Annotated in this window: 13 protein-coding genes, 1 tRNA gene and 1 pseudogene; 2 read left to right on the forward strand and 13 right to left on the reverse strand. The window is 63.4% G+C overall.

Annotated elements, in window-relative coordinates:
- The first annotated feature begins 131 nt into the window (after positions 1–131).
- Complete coding sequence (locus VXM69_RS31305; RefSeq protein ID WP_367189751.1) at positions 132–1,241, forward strand: fatty acid desaturase; 1,110 nt, start codon at positions 132–134, stop codon at positions 1,239–1,241.
- An 18-nt stretch (positions 1,242–1,259) separates the two neighbouring features.
- Here the strand turns inward: VXM69_RS31305 and VXM69_RS31310 are convergent, their stop codons facing one another.
- The 11 genes and pseudogenes from VXM69_RS31310 to VXM69_RS31360 form a co-directional block, all read right to left on the reverse strand.
- Positions 1,260–1,880, reverse strand: coding sequence for an HAD family hydrolase (locus VXM69_RS31310; protein ID WP_367189752.1), 621 nt, complete (start codon positions 1,878–1,880; stop codon positions 1,260–1,262).
- A 138-nt stretch (positions 1,881–2,018) separates the two neighbouring features.
- Positions 2,019–2,894 carry a hypothetical protein gene (locus tag VXM69_RS31315; protein WP_124610078.1) on the reverse strand — a complete coding sequence of 292 codons (876 nt, stop codon included), beginning with the start codon at positions 2,892–2,894 and terminating at the stop codon, positions 2,019–2,021.
- 51 nt (positions 2,895–2,945) lie between these two features.
- On the reverse strand, positions 2,946–3,602 hold the full coding sequence (locus tag VXM69_RS31320) for a TerD family protein (RefSeq protein WP_034190370.1): 657 nt from the start codon (positions 3,600–3,602) through the stop codon (positions 2,946–2,948).
- A 100-nt stretch (positions 3,603–3,702) separates the two neighbouring features.
- A complete protein-coding gene (locus VXM69_RS31325; protein ID WP_034190369.1) occupies positions 3,703–4,719 on the reverse strand; it encodes a DUF475 domain-containing protein in 1,017 nt (338 codons plus the stop codon).
- A gap of 44 nt (positions 4,720–4,763) precedes the next feature.
- Positions 4,764–5,504, reverse strand: a complete 741-nt coding sequence (locus VXM69_RS31330; protein WP_049035304.1) for a VWA domain-containing protein — start codon at positions 5,502–5,504, stop codon at positions 4,764–4,766.
- Positions 5,505–5,524: 20 nt separating this feature from the next.
- Positions 5,525–6,610 (reverse strand): toxic anion resistance protein, encoded by a 1,086-nt coding sequence (locus VXM69_RS31335; RefSeq protein ID WP_367189753.1) that lies wholly within the window; start codon positions 6,608–6,610, stop codon positions 5,525–5,527.
- Between the two features lie 422 nt (positions 6,611–7,032).
- Positions 7,033–8,358, reverse strand: a pseudogene (locus VXM69_RS31340) (virulence factor).
- A gap of 47 nt (positions 8,359–8,405) precedes the next feature.
- Complete coding sequence (locus tag VXM69_RS31345) at positions 8,406–8,669, reverse strand: PAAR domain-containing protein (RefSeq protein ID WP_027784933.1); 264 nt, start codon at positions 8,667–8,669, stop codon at positions 8,406–8,408.
- Positions 8,670–8,678: 9 nt separating this feature from the next.
- Positions 8,679–10,160, reverse strand: a complete 1,482-nt coding sequence (locus VXM69_RS31350) for a virulence factor (protein ID WP_176730102.1) — start codon at positions 10,158–10,160, stop codon at positions 8,679–8,681.
- Complete coding sequence (locus VXM69_RS31355; protein WP_069706939.1) at positions 10,157–12,418, reverse strand: hypothetical protein; 2,262 nt, start codon at positions 12,416–12,418, stop codon at positions 10,157–10,159. The genes VXM69_RS31350 and VXM69_RS31355 overlap by 4 nt, the downstream gene beginning before the upstream one ends.
- Positions 12,419–12,441: 23 nt before the next feature.
- Complete coding sequence (locus VXM69_RS31360) at positions 12,442–15,219, reverse strand: type VI secretion system Vgr family protein (protein WP_034190365.1); 2,778 nt, start codon at positions 15,217–15,219, stop codon at positions 12,442–12,444.
- A 350-nt stretch (positions 15,220–15,569) separates the two neighbouring features.
- On the opposite strand from VXM69_RS31360, the gene VXM69_RS31365 reads away from it, so the two are divergent.
- Positions 15,570–15,660: transfer RNA gene (locus VXM69_RS31365), tRNA-Ser, on the forward strand.
- Between the two features lie 193 nt (positions 15,661–15,853).
- Here VXM69_RS31365 and VXM69_RS31370 read toward each other — a convergent pair.
- The gene (locus VXM69_RS31370; protein WP_034190364.1) at positions 15,854–17,869 is read right to left on the reverse strand and encodes a sodium:solute symporter family protein; all 2,016 of its coding nucleotides are present in this window, start codon (positions 17,867–17,869) and stop codon (positions 15,854–15,856) included.
- 4 nt (positions 17,870–17,873) lie between these two features.
- Positions 17,874–18,221 carry a DUF4212 domain-containing protein gene (locus tag VXM69_RS31375; protein ID WP_059560139.1) on the reverse strand — a complete coding sequence of 116 codons (348 nt, stop codon included), beginning with the start codon at positions 18,219–18,221 and terminating at the stop codon, positions 17,874–17,876.
- Positions 18,222–18,251 lie beyond the last annotated feature (30 nt).

An 18,251-nucleotide genomic window follows, 5' to 3' on the forward strand; every position in this document is an offset into this window, starting at 1 on the left:
CTAGCCCGGTCGCCAAGGTGGCCCGAAATGACACCGTCATTGGCACCGGCGGCCCTCGCGTGCGCTCCGGCGCGCGCCTATGCTTGTCACATCGGCATTGCGCCCCACTCTTTCCGCACGGATTCCGGTCGATGAGCCAACCCGCACGAACCGTCTTTCGCCACGATGCAGACAAGGTCGCGTACGTCCGCCGCGAGGTCAACGCCGCGAGCGACGCGATCCGCGCGCGCTTTCCGCTGCTCGACAACCAGAACCTCGTCGGCGCGTCCGTGATGGTCGTGTCGGTGAGCGCGATGCTCGCGATCGCGTGGCTGTATGCGCGCGGCGCGATCGCCTGGTACGTCGCGCTGCCGCTTGCCGCATTCGTCACGTCGCTGATCCACGAGCTCGAGCACGACCTGATCCACCTGATGTACTTCAAGAAGACCCCGTGGGCCTATCACCTGATGATGGCGCTGTGCTGGCTCACGCGGCCCGGCACGATCAACCCGTGGACGCGGCGGCGCATGCACCTGCATCACCACAAGGTGTCGGGCGGCGAATCGGATCTCGAGGAATTCGGCATCACGAACGGCGAACGCTGGGGCGTGAAGCGTCTGCTGATGATCGCCGACGGCATGCTCGCCGTCGTGCTGCGGCCGGCCGCGATGCGCCGCAAGGTGAAGCAGTATGTGGCCGCGCAGCCGGTGCAGGATCCGTCGGAACGGTTGCAGCTGCGCGTCGAGCAGGTGTCGTCGTACATGCCGGTCGGTCACGTGTACTACCTGCTGTGGCACGCGTTCATCGTCTATCACGTCGGCCTGTTCGCGCTGCATGTGTTCGGCTATACGGCAACGGTACCGGCCGCCGTCGAGCGCGTGATGAATGTCGTCGATTTCCTCGCGGTGGTGTGGCTCGGACCGAACTTCCTGCGCAGCTTCTGCATCAACTTCGTCAGCTCGAACATGCACTACTTCGGCGACATCGATTCGCGCAACGTGATCCAGCAGACGCAGGTGCTGAATCCGTGGTGGATGCTGCCGTTCCAGCTGTTTTGCTTCAATTTCGGCAGCACGCACGCGATCCATCACTTCGTGGTGCGCGATCCGTTCTACATCCGGCAACTGACCGCGCGCACCGCGCATGCGGCGCTGCGCGAGGTCGGCGTGCGCTTCAACGACGTCGGTACGTTCGCGCGTGCGAATCGCTGGGGCGCCTATCGTCCGTCGCGCGGCACGCGTCAGGCACCGGCAGACGCATAACGCCGGCGGCGCGCGCCCTCAATCGCCGATCGGCGGCATCGGCCCCTGCCCGCGGATCCACGACCAGTTCGCGAGTTCGGCCATTTCCTTGTCGCCGCGGCTGTCGCCATACGCGAACAGCAGCTTCGGCGGCCGGTTGCCCCACCACCCGCGCAGCCGCACGACCTTCTGCGGCCCCCAGCAGTTCTCGCCGTCGAGCCGCCCGGCGAACGTGCCGTGCTCGAACGCGAGCCGCGTCGCGAGCACCGCATCGAAGCCGGCCGTCCTCGCCCACTTCTCCAGATACAGCGACGGCGACGCGCTGACCAGCACGACTTCGTGTTCGCGCGCCCGATGCTCACGGATGCGCTCGAGCATTTCCGGGCGCACGAGGCCCGGCAGATAGGTATCGACGAACGTGCGCGCCTGCGCATCGAGCACGCCCTCGCGGATCGGCCCGAATGCGAACGACGCGAACTTCGCCTTTGCGTCGCCGCGCGACAGCAGCCCGGCCTTCATCGCGACGATCCACGGCAACGCGCGCAGCCCGGCCCATGCGAAGCGCGGCGTGCCGACCGCGTAGCGGACGAAATGACGAAAGCTGTCGGTAGTCGTGATGGTGCCGTCGAAATCGAATGCGGCGACGATGCGGTCAGTCATGGAGAGTCGGCGGGAAAGCGATCGAATGCCCGGGAAGATAGCAGACTCGCGCCGCCGTGCGCGAAACCGCGAGACGCAGCACGACCCCGGCAGCGGCCGCATGCGCCGCAACGCACATGGCCACACGGCGCCGTTTGCTCAGCGCTGCGGCCGCGCGGCAAGCGCCGCCGGCAGCACGACGTTCATCAGGTGATCGGCGCGCGACAGCAGATCGGTCACACGCTCGTCGAGTCCGCGCAGTTGCGCCGGCTGCATCCGGATCTGCTGGACCGCCTGCCCGACGATGTTGCGGCGGTCGAACAGCGTGCGCTCGACGCCCGCATCGTCGGGCGCGCGCACGACGTCCGACACCGCGCTCAGCGCCGCGAGCACGACGACGAGGTTTTCCTCCGCCTGACGGACCTGCGCGGCGAGCGCCTCGGTGCGGCGCGGGAAGAAGCCGAGCGACTGCTTGAGCGCGCCGATCGCCGCCCGGTAATCGACATGCCCCGATGCCGCGCCGAACCAGCGCTCGAACACGCCGGCCTTGCGCGTTGCCTGCGCGAGCATCCCGGCCATCATGTCGGCCGCGCCGAGTTCGTTGAATTCGCGCGTCGCCGCCGCGACGGCTTCGACGAGATTGCCGGCCGTCTCCAGCGCGCCGTCGCCGATCGTCGCGACCGTCGCGAGCTTCAGCGGCACCAGTTGCCGGATGTGCCGCTCGATGCGCGGCGCGTAGTCGGGATAGAGATTCGGGAAGCTGGCCTGCGCGGCGCGGAAGCACGCGTCGAGCTGCGGGTGGTTCGCTTCGCCGAACAGCGCGCGGCCGACCGCATCGGCGGGCGGCACGCGCGCGCCTTTGTCGGCCGCGGCTGCCGGCCCGAAGTCAAGCGCCTGCGGCGCGGGCCGCTCGGGCCGCTCGGGCACGCGCGCGGCCGGCGCACCGGGCGGCGCGTCGAACGCAAGACGCCCGGGCGTGCGCTCGGGCGTCGTATCGAACTCGAGCCGCTTCGGCTCGTCGGACGGATTCGTCATCGCTGCTTCCTGCCCGGCGCCGCGGTGTTCCGCACGCCGGGCTGCCGCCAGTCAGACCGCGCCACCGTACGCGCGGACGAAATCGCCGAGGCCGCGGTTGTAGCCGGCGCCGACGGCCTTGAACATGAAGTGGCCGTCGCGGCGATAGAAGCTGCCGACCTGCACCGACGTCTCCATCGAGAAGTCTTCCTCGAGCGCATACTTCGCGATCACCGCGCCCGTCACCTCGTCGGCGATCTGGATATAGCTGTTGTGCACCTGCCCGAAATTCTGGCGGCGCGCTTCGGCCTGGTCGATCGTCACGACCACCGAGATTTCCTCGACGTCGGCCGCGAGCTTCGTCATGTCGATGAAGATCACCTCGTCGTCGCCGTCGCCGCTGCCCGTGCGGTTGTCGCCGCTATGCACGACGCCCAGACACGTCGACGCGGGCATCCCGCGTTTCGGAAAATCGTCGCCCGGCTGGATGAAGGTTTCCTTGCGCTCCATCGTGCGCACTTCGCTGTTGTAAAACACGAAGTGCCGATCCGAGATCAGCTTCGGATTGCTCTGCGCGTCGTACTTGCACAGGAACACCGACACGTCGAGATCGAAATCCGTGCCCGTGTCCGTCGCGTTCGCGTCCCAACCGAGACCGATGCGGAATTTCTGCGTGCCGGGCGCTTCCTTCGACAGGTTGACGCGACCGCCTTTCGACAAATTGATCATCTGAACCTCTTCTGCTGGAACCGCCGTTGCGCCGGCGGCGATGTCGGGCCGCATGGTGCGGCCCTTCGTTGATGGTGTTCGTGTCGCGCGTGACGCGCGCTTATTTGCCCGCCACCGCGGTGCGGCCTTCCCTGCGCTGCACGACGATCGACGACCACACGGCGGCGGCGATCGTCGCTGCACCGATCAGGCCGGTGACGACCTCGGGCACCTCGAGCTTCACGCCGAGGAACATGATCGCGGCGAGCGCACCGATCGCCCAGAACGCGCCGTGTTCGAGATAGCGGTACTGCGCGAGCGTGCCCTTCTTCAGCAGCACCAGCGTCATCTCCCGGATGTAGGCTGCACCGACACCCAGGCCGAGCGCGATCAGGAAGATGTTGTTCGACAGCGCGAACGCGCCGATCACGCCGTCGAAGCTGAACGACGAATCGAGCACTTCCAGGTACATGAAGCCCGCGACGCCTTCGCGTACCACGCGCGTGCCCGTATCCTCGCCGCCGATCAGGTCGCCGATGCCGTGCGCGATCACGAAGCTGATCACGCCCAGCGCGCCCGCGAGCAGGAAGCTGACCTGCTCGGCCGCCGGCACGTAGAACGACGCGACGATCACGATCGCGAGCGTCAGCGCCACTTCCAGCGCGGTGATGCGGCCGAGATGGCGCATCGGGCCTTCGAGGAAGCCGATCCAGTGCTCGTCCTTCTCGGTGTCGAGCATGAACTTGAAGAACACCATCAGCAGGAACGCGCCGCCGAATGCCGACACCTGGTGATGCGCGGAGGTCAGGATCGCCGCGTACTGCTCGGGCGACTCGATCGCGAGCGTCAGCGCATCCCACATCCCGATGTGGCCGATCACCGCGACGATCAGCAGCGGGAACACGAGCCGCATGCCGAACACCGCGACCGGCAGGCCGAACACCATGAAGCGGTTGCGCCACTTCTCCGACCAGTTCTTGAGCACCGATGCGTTGACGACCGCGTTGTCGAGCGACAGCGATATTTCGAGCACGCACAGGACCGCGACGATCAGCATGTCCTTCACGCCGCCGAGGAAGTAGGCCGCGATCAGCGCGAGCGCCGTGAGCGACAACGGGATCTTGAAGTCTTTCAACATGATGGGGTAATCGAGTTCTGAAAAAATGGGCAGGCGGGCCGCGCTTACTTCGCGCGCACCCAGTCGCAGAATTCCTGCGTGATCAGCTGTTCGTAGATCTGTTCGTCGCTGAGGTCGAGCGATTCGAGATGCAGGAAGCCGACGTTCGGCATTTCGTTCGCGACTTCCGCGAGGAAGTCGAATTCGCGCGGATCGCCGACGCCGACGAGCGACCAGTACAGCGGGAAGTGCTGCGATTCGGCCAGTAGCTGGCGCACGCGCTTGCGGTCGTTCTTCGGGTTCTGCCCGTCGGTGACGAACAGCACCCACGCGGGCAGATGGCCGTTCGCCGATGCGGAGGCGGCCGGCGCGGACGTCTCGTCGGCACTGCCGAACAGCCGGCTCAGGAAGCCGCGCCTTGCTTCGCGCTTCGGCTCCGGCGCACGGAAGAAGAAATCGACGATGTCGTTCATGACCGGCGCGTACTGCGTGCCGCCCCACTTCTCGATCCGCGCGTCGAGCACGTGATCGGAGATGTAAGAACCGTAGTTCTCCGGCGTGGCGGTCGGCAGGCGGTCGTAGCCTTCGGTGAAGGTCCACGTGTCGACTTCGCCGTTGTCGTCGAACTTCAGTGCGATGCCGAGGATCCGGTCGTGCGTCTCCTGGATCACGCCCGACTGGTACAGCGGCTTCGCGGAGCCCGAGATGTCGAGCGCGGCGCCGACGCGCACGACGGGCGGCTTCAGGATCTGGCGTTTTTCGAGGACGATCGCGACCTTCGCCGCGCGCTTCTCAAGCGTAATCATGCGGTGTTCTCTCAGTTCTCTTAGTTGTGCTTCGGAGCGAATCGGGTGATCAGGTCCTGTTCGAGCTGGCGCAGGCGCGGCGCGTCCTGTTCGCGCTGGCGCTTGCCGTCGGCGATGATCTGCGTGATGTCGTCGAACGCGCCGAACAGCTGCTGCTGCGCGTATTCGAACGTGTCGGTCGAGATCACCGGACGCTGGCCGAGCTTCGCGACTTCCTGCGCGTTCTGGCGGTTCAGGTCGGCCTGCGCGCGGATCGCCTCGTCGGCCGCGTCGTACGTCGCGTTCGCGAGCGCCGCCGCGCGCTTCGTGCCGAGTTGCTCGAGGTAGAGCGCGAACGCGTTGGTCCACGCGGGGATCAGCACGGTCTTGATCGTCATGAACTTCGACGTCAGCGTGCGTTTCTGGTCCTGCTCCATCCGGATCTGCGGCGCGAGCTGCTTCGACATCAGCATCGCGCGGTCGAGGTCGTCGAGCTTGCTTTCGAGTGCATCGACCTTGCGCTTCACGTCGAGCAGGCGTTGCGCGGCGAACGCATCGTCCGCCGGCTGCTGGCCGGCCGCGAGATGCGCGCGCAGCGTCGCGAGCGCCGTTTCGCCGTGCGCCTTCGACTGCGCGAGTTCCTGGTGCAGCGCGTAGTTGTCGTTGTACATCCGCTCGAGCTCGTCGATGCCGGCCTTCTGCCGCTGCGCATGGTTTTCGAGCTCGACGACGAGCGTGTCCATCCGCTTGCTCACCGACTCGTATTGCGACAGCAGCTTTTCCTTCGTCGAGCGGAACAGCCGCGTCACCTGCGTGAGCAGCCCGCCCTTGTCGGCGCCGCGCGGGTCGAGCCCCTTCGCGGTCACGATCAGTTCGTTGAGTTTGTCGCCGAACCGGTCGGCATCCGATGCGCGGACGCTCGCCAGAATCTGCTGGGAGAAGGCGGCGATCCGCGTGCCCTGCGTCGCGCCGAGCTGGTCGATCTCGTCGACGGTGATCAGGCGGGCGTTCTCCGCCGGGCGGCCGGCCGGTATGGCTGCGGCTGGCACGGCGGCAGGTGACGAAGACGGAGTGGAAGGACGATCGCTGACCGCATCGGATGGGTTGTCGTCGAATAGCGGCTTCATGTGGCTACCACGTTTCCTTTTCTGCTTTTTGCTGCGTGTTGTCGTGCGCGCAACGTGCACATGCGCGGTTGCCGTCGTGCTCTCTCACGGGCGGCAGACGGACAATAAATGGCGACAGTGCGGCGCGTCAAGAGACGAAATCCTTTCAATCACAATACATTTTGTAATGTACGTGATGGAATTCCCGATGACGTTTCTGGTGAAGTGAAGACAGATGCCTTGATGGGACGGCAGCCGGGATTTCTCTAGATGCACAGATAACCAGAAATATGGAAAGTATTTTGAAAGAATTGCGCACCACCATTCCGCTGATTGTTACAGAATGCTTTACATCATCGCGATCGCTGCCGGGACTCATCAATCGGTGTACCGGACGATATGGCGACATGCGGCCGTACTGTGGCGGTCGTCCTGCGTCGGCCTTACTCCGAAAAGCCTTGGGACGCCGGACGCGCATCATGGCGACGCCCCCACCAAGGCAAATACGCGTTGTTTCCGCCGCGCGCGCGGAACCAGTTCTTGCCCGCGTCGATCGGCGTAAGTTTTGAAGGCGCCACAACGACCACTGCCGTCGGGTGCTCGGTATCGGTCGTTCCGGCCACGAGTACATTTCCGCCGAGATGATTCGCACGACCGATGGCCAGCGCCACGTCGGTCAACGCCGCGCCGGCCCCCATGTCGCCGAGCAACGCCGACGTATTGAAGGACTGCGTACGGAAATCGTATTCCGGCCGCACTTCCGCCAATGCCTGCGACAGTGACGCAATCCGTGTCGATGCAGCGTCACTGCCCTTGCCTGCGTCGTGCACGATGAAATTCACTGACGACATCGTCACACCCGCATTGTTCGCCGCCGCATCGATCGTCGACTTCCATGCCTGTGCCGTGTGGCTCACGCCGCTCGCGCCTTGTTTCGCCTCGAAATCCCCGATGTTGCTTCGCGCGGCTTTACCGATCCATGCCAGCGGCTCACGCTCGGTCTTCAGATCCGGGCCGGCGAGGAACAGCACTACCATATTCTCGTTGAGCTGTTCGTCCTGCGGTGGGAAGTTCGGCGCGTCCCAGTTCATCACCCAGGCACTTTTGTCTGGATGTGCCGCCAGATAGTCCAGTGCGGCGTTCAGCGACGTAAAGCCGGCATTGCCCTGACCCGACGTCACGTGTACATCGGGCGGCGTGTCGCGGCTCCATAGATTTTTTGCGGAGGGGTTGCCGATTTCGAAGATGTTGACCACATGATCCTGCAGATATGACGCTGCCAGTTCAGGGGCCAGCCTACTGGGAATAGCCAACCCGACTCGCATGCCAGCCAGTTCCCTCTATTTCCGCCGCGCTCTCGCACTGACGGTATAGAAGTAGTCCTCAATCGTGAAATATCGCACTCGAAAGAGGAACAGAAGTTTGTCGACGTACTTTTCATAGAACCCGGAAAACGTCTCACTTCCCCGGTTGCCGTCCGCGACGATAGATACCGCTTCCGGGCGCGTCCGGACCATATCGTCGTTGATGTTCGGCTTCACCAACCCGAGTGTCCAGAGCAATTGCCACTCTGTCGGATAGTCACGGCGTTGGAGCGGATTGAGCCATTTAAGTCCGACAACCTGGGGAACAAACGGCGCAGTGGACGCACCTCCGGCAGATTGTGCCGGTGCGGTACTAATCTCGGCCTGCAACGGCGAGCCGGACAAGAGTGTCGCCATGACGATCGAGACGCACCCGGTGCATCTTGCAAGAGTGAGGCAGCGCATGAATACTCCCGATCGAACCGGCCAATCCAGAGCGCCGGGTTGGCAATTCATTCCCGTCCGGACGACGCCAGACTCGAAATCAGCGTCGCGCCACACGACGTTTTGTGACCATCGAATGCGGCCGGTTTCCCGTCGACGATGACCTGCGGATCGCCTTCGGCGATAAAGCAGGCCTGATGGCCCGCGATCGGACAGACACACGTATCACCGAGCCGGGCGACCGGCCGCCCCATCACTTCGCTGACCGCGCTGCCGGTCACGACCTGACCGCCGTGGCTCGTTGCGTCGCCGACTCGAATGATTCCGCGCATGCGCGCTCCTTATTCCGAATAGCCTTGCGATGCCGGACGCGCGTCATGACGGCGCCCCCACCACGGCAAGTACGCGTTGTTCTCGCCGCGTGCGCGGAACCAGTCCTTGCCGGCGTCGATGGGCGTCAGCTTCGAAGGCGCGACGACGACGACTGCCGTCGGATGCTCGGTGTCGGTCGTTCCGGCTACGAGCACATTTCCACCGAGGTGATTCGCTCGGCCGATCGCCAGCGCCACATCGGTCAGCGCCGCGCCGGCGCCCATGTCACCGAGCAACGCCGATGTATTGAAGGTCTGCGTACGGAAATCGTATTCCGGCAGGACTTCCGTCAGCGTCTGCGACAGTGAGGCAATACGTGTCGATGCAGCATCGCTGCCCTTGCCCGCGTCATGCACGACGTAATTCAGCGACGACACCGGCACGCCTGCATTACTCGCCGCCGTATCGATCGTCGACTTCCATGCCTGCACCGCGCGGCTCGCGCCTTGCTTCGCCTCGAAATCCTTGACGTTGCTTCGTGCAGCCTTGCCGATCCAGGCCAGCGGTTCACGCTCGGTCTTCAGGTCGGGGCCGGCGAGGAACAACACCACCATGTTCTCGTTGATCTGTTCGTCGTTCGGCGGAAAGCTGGGCGCATCCCAGTTCATCACCCACGCGCTTTTGTCCGGATGCGCGGCCAGGTAGTCCAGCGCCGCGTTCAGCGACGTGAAACCGGCATTTCCCTGGCCCGATGTCACGTGCACATCCGGCGGGGTGTCGTGGCTCCATAAATTTTTGGCGGACGGATTTCCTATTTCGAAAAAGTTAACAATCTGATCTCGCAAATGTGACGACGCCAGCCCAGGATCGAGTCGACCCGCGGGAATAGCGAGCTCGATATGCATGCCAGCCAATTCCCGCCACTTCTTCTGGCTATCCGCGCTAACCGTGTAAAAATAATCTTCATTCGTGAAATACCGATTTCGGAAAAGTATCAGCATCTCATTGATATATTTCTTATAGAATCCGGAAAAAGATTCACGCCCCCGGCGACCATCGGCCACGATAGAAATCGGTTGCAATGTTGAATATTTTTTAGGATTTACCCGAACCATGTCATCGTTGACATTCGGTTTTACCAGGCCGAGCGTCCATAATATCTGCCACTCGGTGCTGTAATCCTTGCGCTGCAGCGGGTTCATCCAGCCAAGCCCGACGACCTGAGCAACGAACGGCCTGGACGCCCCAGCTCCGGTGATTGGAGCCGCCTTCTCGTTCGATGAAGCCGCAACTGCTCGCGGACCCGCAATCACCGTTGCAAATGCAAATACCATGATTGCCACAAGTCCTGGAACCAGGACTAACCGCTTCATCAGAGTTCCCATACTCAACAACGCTCCTGTCCCATCAACAGACGAAACCAATATCAAAACCGATACACCCAGCGCAAGAAGCAATGCACCGCCGGCGACTCCGGCTCGACGCGGCCATGTAGCGATGGCCGATCTCATAAAATGCCTCCAAGCTTCAGGAAAAATCCACCATCTCTTTCGTCGTGTATCTTGGAAGGCATTTTTGCATGATCATCCTTAACAACCCAATCTTGCAAAAATAATTTTTCACACTTTCCGGTTATAATATATTCCGCCATCTTACCATTTTGACCCTCATCACCCAAACTGTTGGCAAATCGCCAATCAGCCTGAATCCTGATTTCTTCAAAATCCATCTCGGTCAGATAGCAAAGCCCGATTGCCACATCATAAGCCAACGCCTTTTCAGCATGATCCTTGTTGGTCATGATGGTCGAATGGTTGGTGGGGTTATTCTTGTCCCCGCCGTTGAGAATCTGAAAAATCTCGTTGTTCCGCCATTCGTTATAGTCAGCACTCGCCGCCTCCGGATTGTCCTCTCCGACCACATTTCCTTCCTTGTCGACCCAGCGACGATTTCCGGATCTCCGCGCTTCCATGCGAAGAATCGAATGATCCTCATACCGCTGCGCAGCCTCGGACGCCGCGTCCCCCTGTGCCTTCAGCGCGTCACCCTCAGTCTTGAACTTTTCCGACTTCGCGTCGAAGGTGTCATACGGATCGTCATCCCGCTTGTTCTCCTTGGTGGCGTCACGCCCAGCCGACGGCGGATCGTAACCCTCGTTGAAGCCCCCTTCCTCAATCGGTTTCCCTTGCGCATCGCGAGCGCCCGATGGTTTGCCATAGCGGAACGCCTGCGGGAGGAAGCGCGTTTCCTTATCGAGCATCGGTGCGGTAATCGGGATTTCCCAATTTTTCGGTGGATCGGCATTGACCGCCATGTTCGTCAAATTGAACAGGTAGAGGGCCGGGCTCGTTGCAATCGTGAAAAACTTCGCGATCCACCCTTCATTGGAATGCGTGCCTCGCCCAAGACCATACCGCGCAGGTGGTGATGGCGGATACCAGAAACCCTCCTTCTGGTTCTTGTCCTTGCGCCAGTCATCCTGCCAATACCGATAGAGCTTGTTCTCTCCACCGACCTCGAAATTCGATGCAAACACGCGTTGCGAAAAAACACCCCACGCGTTCGTCGCACTGATGTCGTCGACACTCATCCCGCGCCAGCCGATTCCCTGAACGGTCAGGGCAGAAATGACCTGATCGTGCGGACAACAGTACAGCGTCACTCTCCCGTAGGTGTTTTTCTGATACAGCCCATGTGCCTCCCGGTCCTTGGCTGCGCTATACGGCTTGCCCCCGTTCTTCGACGGCCTTGCGTTTTCCATTGCGCGATCGAGATCCTCCGCGGGCATCTCGAGATCGGCCCGGGCACGCAGGATATCGAAGTACTCCCTCAGCGTTTCCTTGCGCGCGACATAGGTCTCGCGCCCCACGTGCCCGTTCTTGTCGCGCACCCCGCGCTGGGCCCATGAGTCGGTCATGTTGGCCTCGACGAGACTGTACGGGGGATTGGCGAGAACATAGGTGTCGGCGACGCAGCGCCCTTTCTTGCCCCACTGATCCGTCACCTCTGGCAACCGGTCACCGAGAAACGCTGCGGCAAGGCCGATCATGTTTCCTTGGCTGTGGCAAACGATCGTGATCGGCGCGTCGGCCTGTCGCTTGCGGATCGACTCGACCAGACGTGCAAGCCGCAGTGCGCCAAGCACACCGTAAGTGCGCGGTGGCGTGGAGTAGATCTTTCGATTGCCGATGCCATTCATGTGCTGGACGGTCAGCCACAGAAAAAGCCGATCGTTCAATCCGTCGTTCCACAGATCCGGCAGACTCGAACACCCGCCCGCGAACGGGCCACCGCCCCAGTAATTCCTTTCGTTGAGCATGATCTTGTCGCCATACTCCTTCAGCTCCTCCGCATTCGCGGCATAGCCCCACCGAAAGTGGATGACGGGCGAAAAGGACGGATCGGGCTTGATGTACGTCTTCGACGACATGTCCGGATTCAGGAAACCGTCTGGCGTCAGGCTTTCGATATAGCTGACCGGTGTCATCTGCCCGGCCACCGGCCCCCAATGGAACAGCTGATCGTCATAACGCCCCATGCGCCGGTTCAATCCGGCACACAGCCCCTTCTCGGCCTCCTTGAACCATTCCCCTTCCGAATTGACCCCGTGCACGAAAATGACGACGCCCGGCAGCGGCATCTGCATCACGCACTCGAGGTCGTTGCGGTTGAATAGCGTCGTCCCCAGTCCACCGCCCACCGAAGTCTGCGACGGTTCGTCCGTCGACGGTTGCCCGCCCGGGTTTTGCGCAAAGTTGTAGTTGAACATGTTGTTTTTCTGGAAGACTCAACTCAGGTTCTCGACTTGAAGAAGCGAACCGCCAATTGTTCGAACTGGTCGCTGCTGACCGGCGCGAGCTTGCCTTGCGCGTCGGTCTTCCCCTTGATCAATTCGCCCGACGCCTTTCGCACCTCGGCTTCCATGCCCTCGACCGGCTGCCCGTCCGTGGCCCGGACCAGCTTCGGCACCCGCCCCAGCGAGCCCTGGTCGAACTTCGGAAAATCGGCGCTCATGCTCGCCGGCCCGGCCCACGTATGCGACGCGGACTTGACGGTGAAACTCCCCGGACATCCGAGCTCGATATCGCCGCCATGCAGCTTCAGATACGCGCCGCCCGACGTCACGAACACGACCTGCTCGCTGGCCATGCCCGCGAGCTTGCCGCCGCCCGCCGACATCTGGATGTTCTTCGCCGAATCGATTTGCGTGTCGTCGTTCTGGCTCTGCAGCGCCACTTTCCCCTGGTTGGCGATCGCCGACACGCCCTCACTGTGCGCAAACATCGCCACGCCATGCCCGGCCTGCAGGTTGATCCGCTGCCCGCTCGTGTACTGCAGGTGGTTCTGCGCGACGACATCGATATTGCCGCCCGCATGGGTCGTCACGGTCTTCGGCGTCGCCATGCTGATGCCGGCCGGCGCGGTAATACCGATCGCGGCCATCGACGCGCCTGACGACTCACCGCCGCCGGACGCCTCGCCATTCGGCCAGCCTTTCACCGTGGTCATGAGTGCATCGTGCGGCTGCGTATCCGGCGCCACGCCCTGATGCTGGCCCGCATAGTCGCCGAGACTCTTGAACAGCTCGACGCATTCCTGCATCAGTTGCAGATACTCGTCCCGCGCGAGGTGGCCGTCACTCGCGCGCAGCCGCTCCCAAGCCGAAATCAGCATCGCCTTGCCGCTTCGAATCGCCACGTGCGCATCGCTGCGCAATTCGGCGCCTTCGCCGCGTGCCGCTCCTTGCCCGTTGTCGCGCGGCTGCGTCAGATAGCCGAGGTTCAGCTGACTGTACGCATGCTCGCTCGCCAGTTGGCTGCTGATCTGTCCGGGCGTATCGTCGAAACGGATCTGGTTGTACCGCTGCCCTTTGATTTCCTTCGTCTTCGTGCCGGAAAGATAGCGGTTTCCCGGCAGCGCGCCGGTGTGGCTGAAGGTCGCCGGCATGTTCGGCCCGTTGGCCAGCACGCCCATCACGACGAGCCGGTCCGGATCGCCGCCGATATGGCCGATCAGCACTTCCATGCCGACGCGCGGCAACGTATTCGCGCCGAAACTCGGCCCGGCGAGCGCGCAGGCGACGCGCACCGGCGCGCTGTCGGACGGCGTGCCGCTCGTACCGGCGCCCTGCGCGTGCGCATGATCGTCCGCGCTCAGTCCCTGGATCCGCACGCGGATGCGGCCCATTTCATCGCAGAACACCTCCTCGCCCTCCGGGCCGACGACGACGGCCGTCATCGGATGCACGGGCGGCAAGTCGACGTGCGGATCGTAGGCCGGCGTCAGCGGCACGCCGCGCCGCACGCACGAGAATGTGTTTTCGTAGCGTCGATCGCTTTCGTCGCCCGGCTTGCCACTCACGTCGGTCGGCACCGCGTCGAACAGCACGCGGCTTGCCGCGAACAGCGATTGCGCGCGCTCGTTCAGTTCCTTCGGCAGGTTGTTCCGCACGCAATGATGAAGCGACGTGACGACAAACTGCCGCTGTTCGGCCGGCAACGTATCGAGTTGCGGATGCTCCGCGAGCGCAAACCAGTGACCGACGGCCAGATCACGGACATTGCTCACGCCGTCGACGGATTCGGCACGCAGTTCATGCGCCAGCATCCGGTCCTTGCCGATCCGGTCGAGATCGGACGACGAATCCCCGGCGTGCGGGATATCGATGACGACATCGGCCAGCAAATGCCCGAGGTCGTTGCCGCCGTCGCCCTGATCGACGATCGTCGCCTGCTCGGTCTGGGACATCCGGCCGCTCTTGTAGTCCCACGTCGGTCGGACGATCTTGCCCGGGATCAACCGGCGGCTCGTCGCCCACAGCGTGATCGAGTCGCGCGCTTCGGTGGCGGCGTCGCGGTGGTAGCGGATGGTGCCGGCGGCCGTCGCCGGCAACTTCATCGAGTCGTCGGCAAAGACGAGTGTATGAACCGGCGTGTCGTGCGCATTGCCGCTCGCCCGCTCGCCGGCCTTGCCCGCCTTGACGAATACGGTCGCCCCCTCCCGTCGCAACAGCCGCCGGATGAAATGCGAGTCCGACTCGTTGACCTGCCGCGTAAGTTCACGCGCGGGGTAACGCTCGGCTTGCAGGCCGGACAAGTCGAACTCGAATGCGCCCGCGAGCGCCGAACTGCGCTGGCGCCATTCCTGAAGCAGCACACCCAGGATGTCGGGCAGGCTCTTCGACCGAAACAACCGCGAATTGGTCCGCCGCTCCATCACGGAAAGCACGTCGCGAATCGTCAGCTGGTAGCAGGTCAGTGAACCGTCCGATTGGCCGGTGCGAACGTCGGTGACAATGCCGTTGATGGTATGGAGACGCCCGCGATCGGTCGTCATCTCGACGGAGACCGGCAGCCCGATGAAGCTGCGAATCGGAAGATCGGCCCGTGCCGACACGCAGGTCAGATGCCCCTCGATGCCCGTCATCAACCCTTCGCGGATATCGGCATACTGGAGCGCAAGCACCTGCTCGAGCGTCTTCTGAGCAGGCCCCCAATTCATGCGAACCGGCCGATTGTTCTGATCGACCACCCCGGACGCAAACGTGCGTAGCAATTCGGCTGTATTCACAGCGTGACTCTCAGGATTTTGTTTGACTTCGTTGTTCGGCGAGCCATCACGCCCGCTGGTCCGTCCTGGGAGTGCCGCCCGTCTGGTTTTCGGCGAGCATAGCAAATTTGTCGGATTGGTGACGGCTTTTTGACAGGATTTAGAATCCTTTCTGCGAAGCGTCCGAACGGACTCAACAGTTCACATTCTTTCGAACCGGGACGGTCCATGTCCGAAGTAGCCGACAGGTCGTACGGCTCGTCACGATCTGACGTCGGGCGACGCGCGCTCGGTATGGATCGACGAATTTCTGACGGGTGCGGAAGGGAGTGGCGGGCTGCCGCCAGAGTTTGCTATACTCTCGGTCTTCCGGAGAGATGGATGAGTGGTTTAAGTCGCACGCCTGGAAAGCGTGTATAGGTTAATCGCCTATCGGGGGTTCGAATCCCCCTCTCTCCGCCAGAATTCGATGCCCGCGCCAGCGGGCATTTTCGTTTCCGGGGAGAAAAGCAAGCCGATCGTTCGGCTTGCCCGCGCTGTCTGGGCGAATCCGCCTCTCTCCGACAGAAATACGCGAAGCCCCCTGATTGCCCCAGGAATCAGAGGCTTTTCAACTTGGCGCGCCGGCACGCCATGCATCGCCCCCCTTCCCGCCTCACGGATGCCGGATGTAATCCACCAACGCCCGCGTATACTCATCCGGCCGCTTGTCGCACAGACTCACCGCGATCGCCACCGCAAACCCCGCCGGCACGCCGAACACGCCTGAACTGATCGGCTCGATCCCGAACCACGTGCGCCCCGCGAACCCGGTCAACTGCGTGAAATACGGATACGTCGACACGATGTAGTACACGCACACCGCCAACCCCGTCACCATCCCCGCGATCGCCCCGCGCGTCGTCGTGCGCTTCCAGAACACCCCGAGCACCAGCACCGGAAAGAAGCTCGACGCCGCCAGCGAAAACGCGGCGCCGACCAGAAACAGGATCTTCCCCGTATTGAGCGACGCGACATACGACGCGAACAGCGCGACGCCGAGCAGCAGCACCTTCGAGATCGTCACGCGCCGCTGGCTCGATGCATCGGGTGCGACCATGCAGTAATACACGTCGTGCGACAGCGCGTTCGCGATCGTCAGCAGCAGCCCGTCAGCGGTCGACAGCGCGGCGGCCAGCGCACCGGCCGCGATCAGTCCCGACACGACGTACGGTAACCCCGCGATCTCCGGCGCGGCCAGCACGACCATGTCCGGCTGCATCTGGATTTCCGACCAGTGCACGATCCCGTCGCGAATCACCTCGACGACGCTGATCAGGTCCGGTTCGAAGTGATGCCATTGCGTGACCCACGCGGGCAATTCCGCGAACGGCCGCCCGACGAGGTTCGCGAGGATCTCGTACTTGATCAGCACCGCGAGCACCGGCACGCTCAGGTAGAACAGCGCGATGAAGAACAGCGTCCAGCCGACCGAGCGTCGTGCCGATGCGACCGAGGTCGTCGTGTTGTAGCGCGTCAGGATGTGCGGCAGGCTCGCGGTGCCGAGCGACAGGCACAGCAGCAGCGCGAGAAAATTGCGCTCGCGCGGCTTGCGTTCGTCGTCGCTTGCAGCCGGAAACGGCTCGTGCATCGGCACGGGCGGCTCGGCGCGCGCCAGCAGGTCGTCGCGCGCCTGCGTCCACGCGACGCGCGCCGCTGCCGGGTCGCGCGGGAAGTCCGCCAGTTCGCGCTCGCGCAGGCTGATCTCGCGCAGCGGCCCGTTATGGCGTCGCAGGTCGGCCAGCTGGTCGACCAGATGCCGGCGCGCGTCCGCATACGACGACGGCAGCCGGTCGAGTCGCGTCTGGATCTCCGCGGCCTGCCGGCGGTACGCGTCGCGTACCCGCTGCTCGTCGGACGCCTCGCGCACCTGCGCCTCGCGCGCCGCGACGCGCTCCATCAGCTTGCCGTAATTGAATTGCGGCACGGGTCCGAGCCCGTTCTTCATCGCGATCAGCGACACCGGGATCAGGATCGCGCTGATCAGGATGATGTACTGCGCGACCTGCGTCCACGTGACCGCACGCATCCCGCCGAGAAACGAGCACACGAGAATGCCGGCGAGCCCGCAGAAGATCCCGATCGCGAAATCGACGCCGATGAAGCGCGTCGCGATCAGGCCGATCCCCTGGATCTGCGCGACCAGATACACGAACGAACACAGGATCGCCGCGCCGGCCGCGAGCGCGCGCACGGCCGTGCTCGAGAAGCGCGTGCCGAGAAAATCGGGAATCGTGTAGCGCGCGAGCTTGCGCACATACGGCGCGAGCAGGAACGCGACGAGGCAGAAGCCGCCCGTCCAGCCCATCATGTACGCGAGCGCGTCGTAGCCGGTCGCGTAGAGCGAGCCGGCCAGGCCGATGAACGACGCGGCCGACAGCCAGTCGGCCGCCGTCGCCATCCCGTTGAACGCGGACGGCACGCGCCGCCCGGCCACGTAGTACTCGACGAGATCGGACGTGCGCGACAGCAGCCCGATCACCGCATACACGGCGATCGGCACGAACAGGAACACATAGCCGATCCAGACGCCCGAACCGGTCGCGCGCTCGATCCGCCACATCAGCAGCACGAACCCGAGAAACCCCAGCGTGTAGAGCGCGTATGCACGGATCAGTCGATGCGTCAGCATGGGGTCAGCGCCCGCCGCCGTTCGCGATGCCGGAGCGCGCCGCATGATCGTCGTACGCTCGGCGCAGCGTGCGGTCCGCGCGCTGCATCAGCCCGATGTAGACGACGATCAGCACGAGGTACACGAGAATCGCGCCCTGCGCGCCAACATAGAACGGCAGGCTGAAGCCGGCGAAACGGACCGCGGCGAGCGCGGGCCCGAAGAACGGCACGATGAACGACACCGCGAAACCGATCGCCATCAGCACCGCGATCAGCGCGACGTTGAAGCGCCAGTAGCGCGCGTGGGCACGCGCGAGCGGCTCGGGAACGGGCGGTGGCGCCGCAGGCGCCGAACGGGTCGGAACAGTCATGCCGTTATGTAGCAAAAAGCCCCTGCGCGG

The sequence above is a fragment of the Burkholderia sp. Ed8 genome, from assembly GCF_040761425.1.
GTDB classification, from domain to species: Bacteria; Pseudomonadota; Gammaproteobacteria; order Burkholderiales; family Burkholderiaceae; genus Burkholderia; species Burkholderia seminalis.

Coding starts and splice junctions, on each gene's coding strand:
- VXM69_RS31305 (WP_367189751.1), top strand. CDS start 132: ATGAGCCAACCCGCACGAACCGTCTTTCGCCACGATGCAGACAAGGTC.
- VXM69_RS31310 (WP_367189752.1), bottom strand. CDS start 1,880: ATGACTGACCGCATCGTCGCCGCATTCGATTTCGACGGCACCATCACG.
- VXM69_RS31315 (WP_124610078.1), bottom strand. CDS start 2,894: ATGACGAATCCGTCCGACGAGCCGAAGCGGCTCGAGTTCGATACGACG.
- VXM69_RS31320 (WP_034190370.1), bottom strand. CDS start 3,602: ATGATCAATTTGTCGAAAGGCGGTCGCGTCAACCTGTCGAAGGAAGCG.
- VXM69_RS31325 (WP_034190369.1), bottom strand. CDS start 4,719: ATGTTGAAAGACTTCAAGATCCCGTTGTCGCTCACGGCGCTCGCGCTG.
- VXM69_RS31330 (WP_049035304.1), bottom strand. CDS start 5,504: ATGATTACGCTTGAGAAGCGCGCGGCGAAGGTCGCGATCGTCCTCGAA.
- VXM69_RS31335 (WP_367189753.1), bottom strand. CDS start 6,610: ATGAAGCCGCTATTCGACGACAACCCATCCGATGCGGTCAGCGATCGT.
- VXM69_RS31345 (WP_027784933.1), bottom strand. CDS start 8,669: ATGCGCGGAATCATTCGAGTCGGCGACGCAACGAGCCACGGCGGTCAG.
- VXM69_RS31350 (WP_176730102.1), bottom strand. CDS start 10,160: ATGAGATCGGCCATCGCTACATGGCCGCGTCGAGCCGGAGTCGCCGGC.
- VXM69_RS31355 (WP_069706939.1), bottom strand. CDS start 12,418: ATGTTCAACTACAACTTTGCGCAAAACCCGGGCGGGCAACCGTCGACG.
- VXM69_RS31370 (WP_034190364.1), bottom strand. CDS start 17,869: ATGCTGACGCATCGACTGATCCGTGCATACGCGCTCTACACGCTGGGG.
- VXM69_RS31375 (WP_059560139.1), bottom strand. CDS start 18,221: ATGACTGTTCCGACCCGTTCGGCGCCTGCGGCGCCACCGCCCGTTCCC.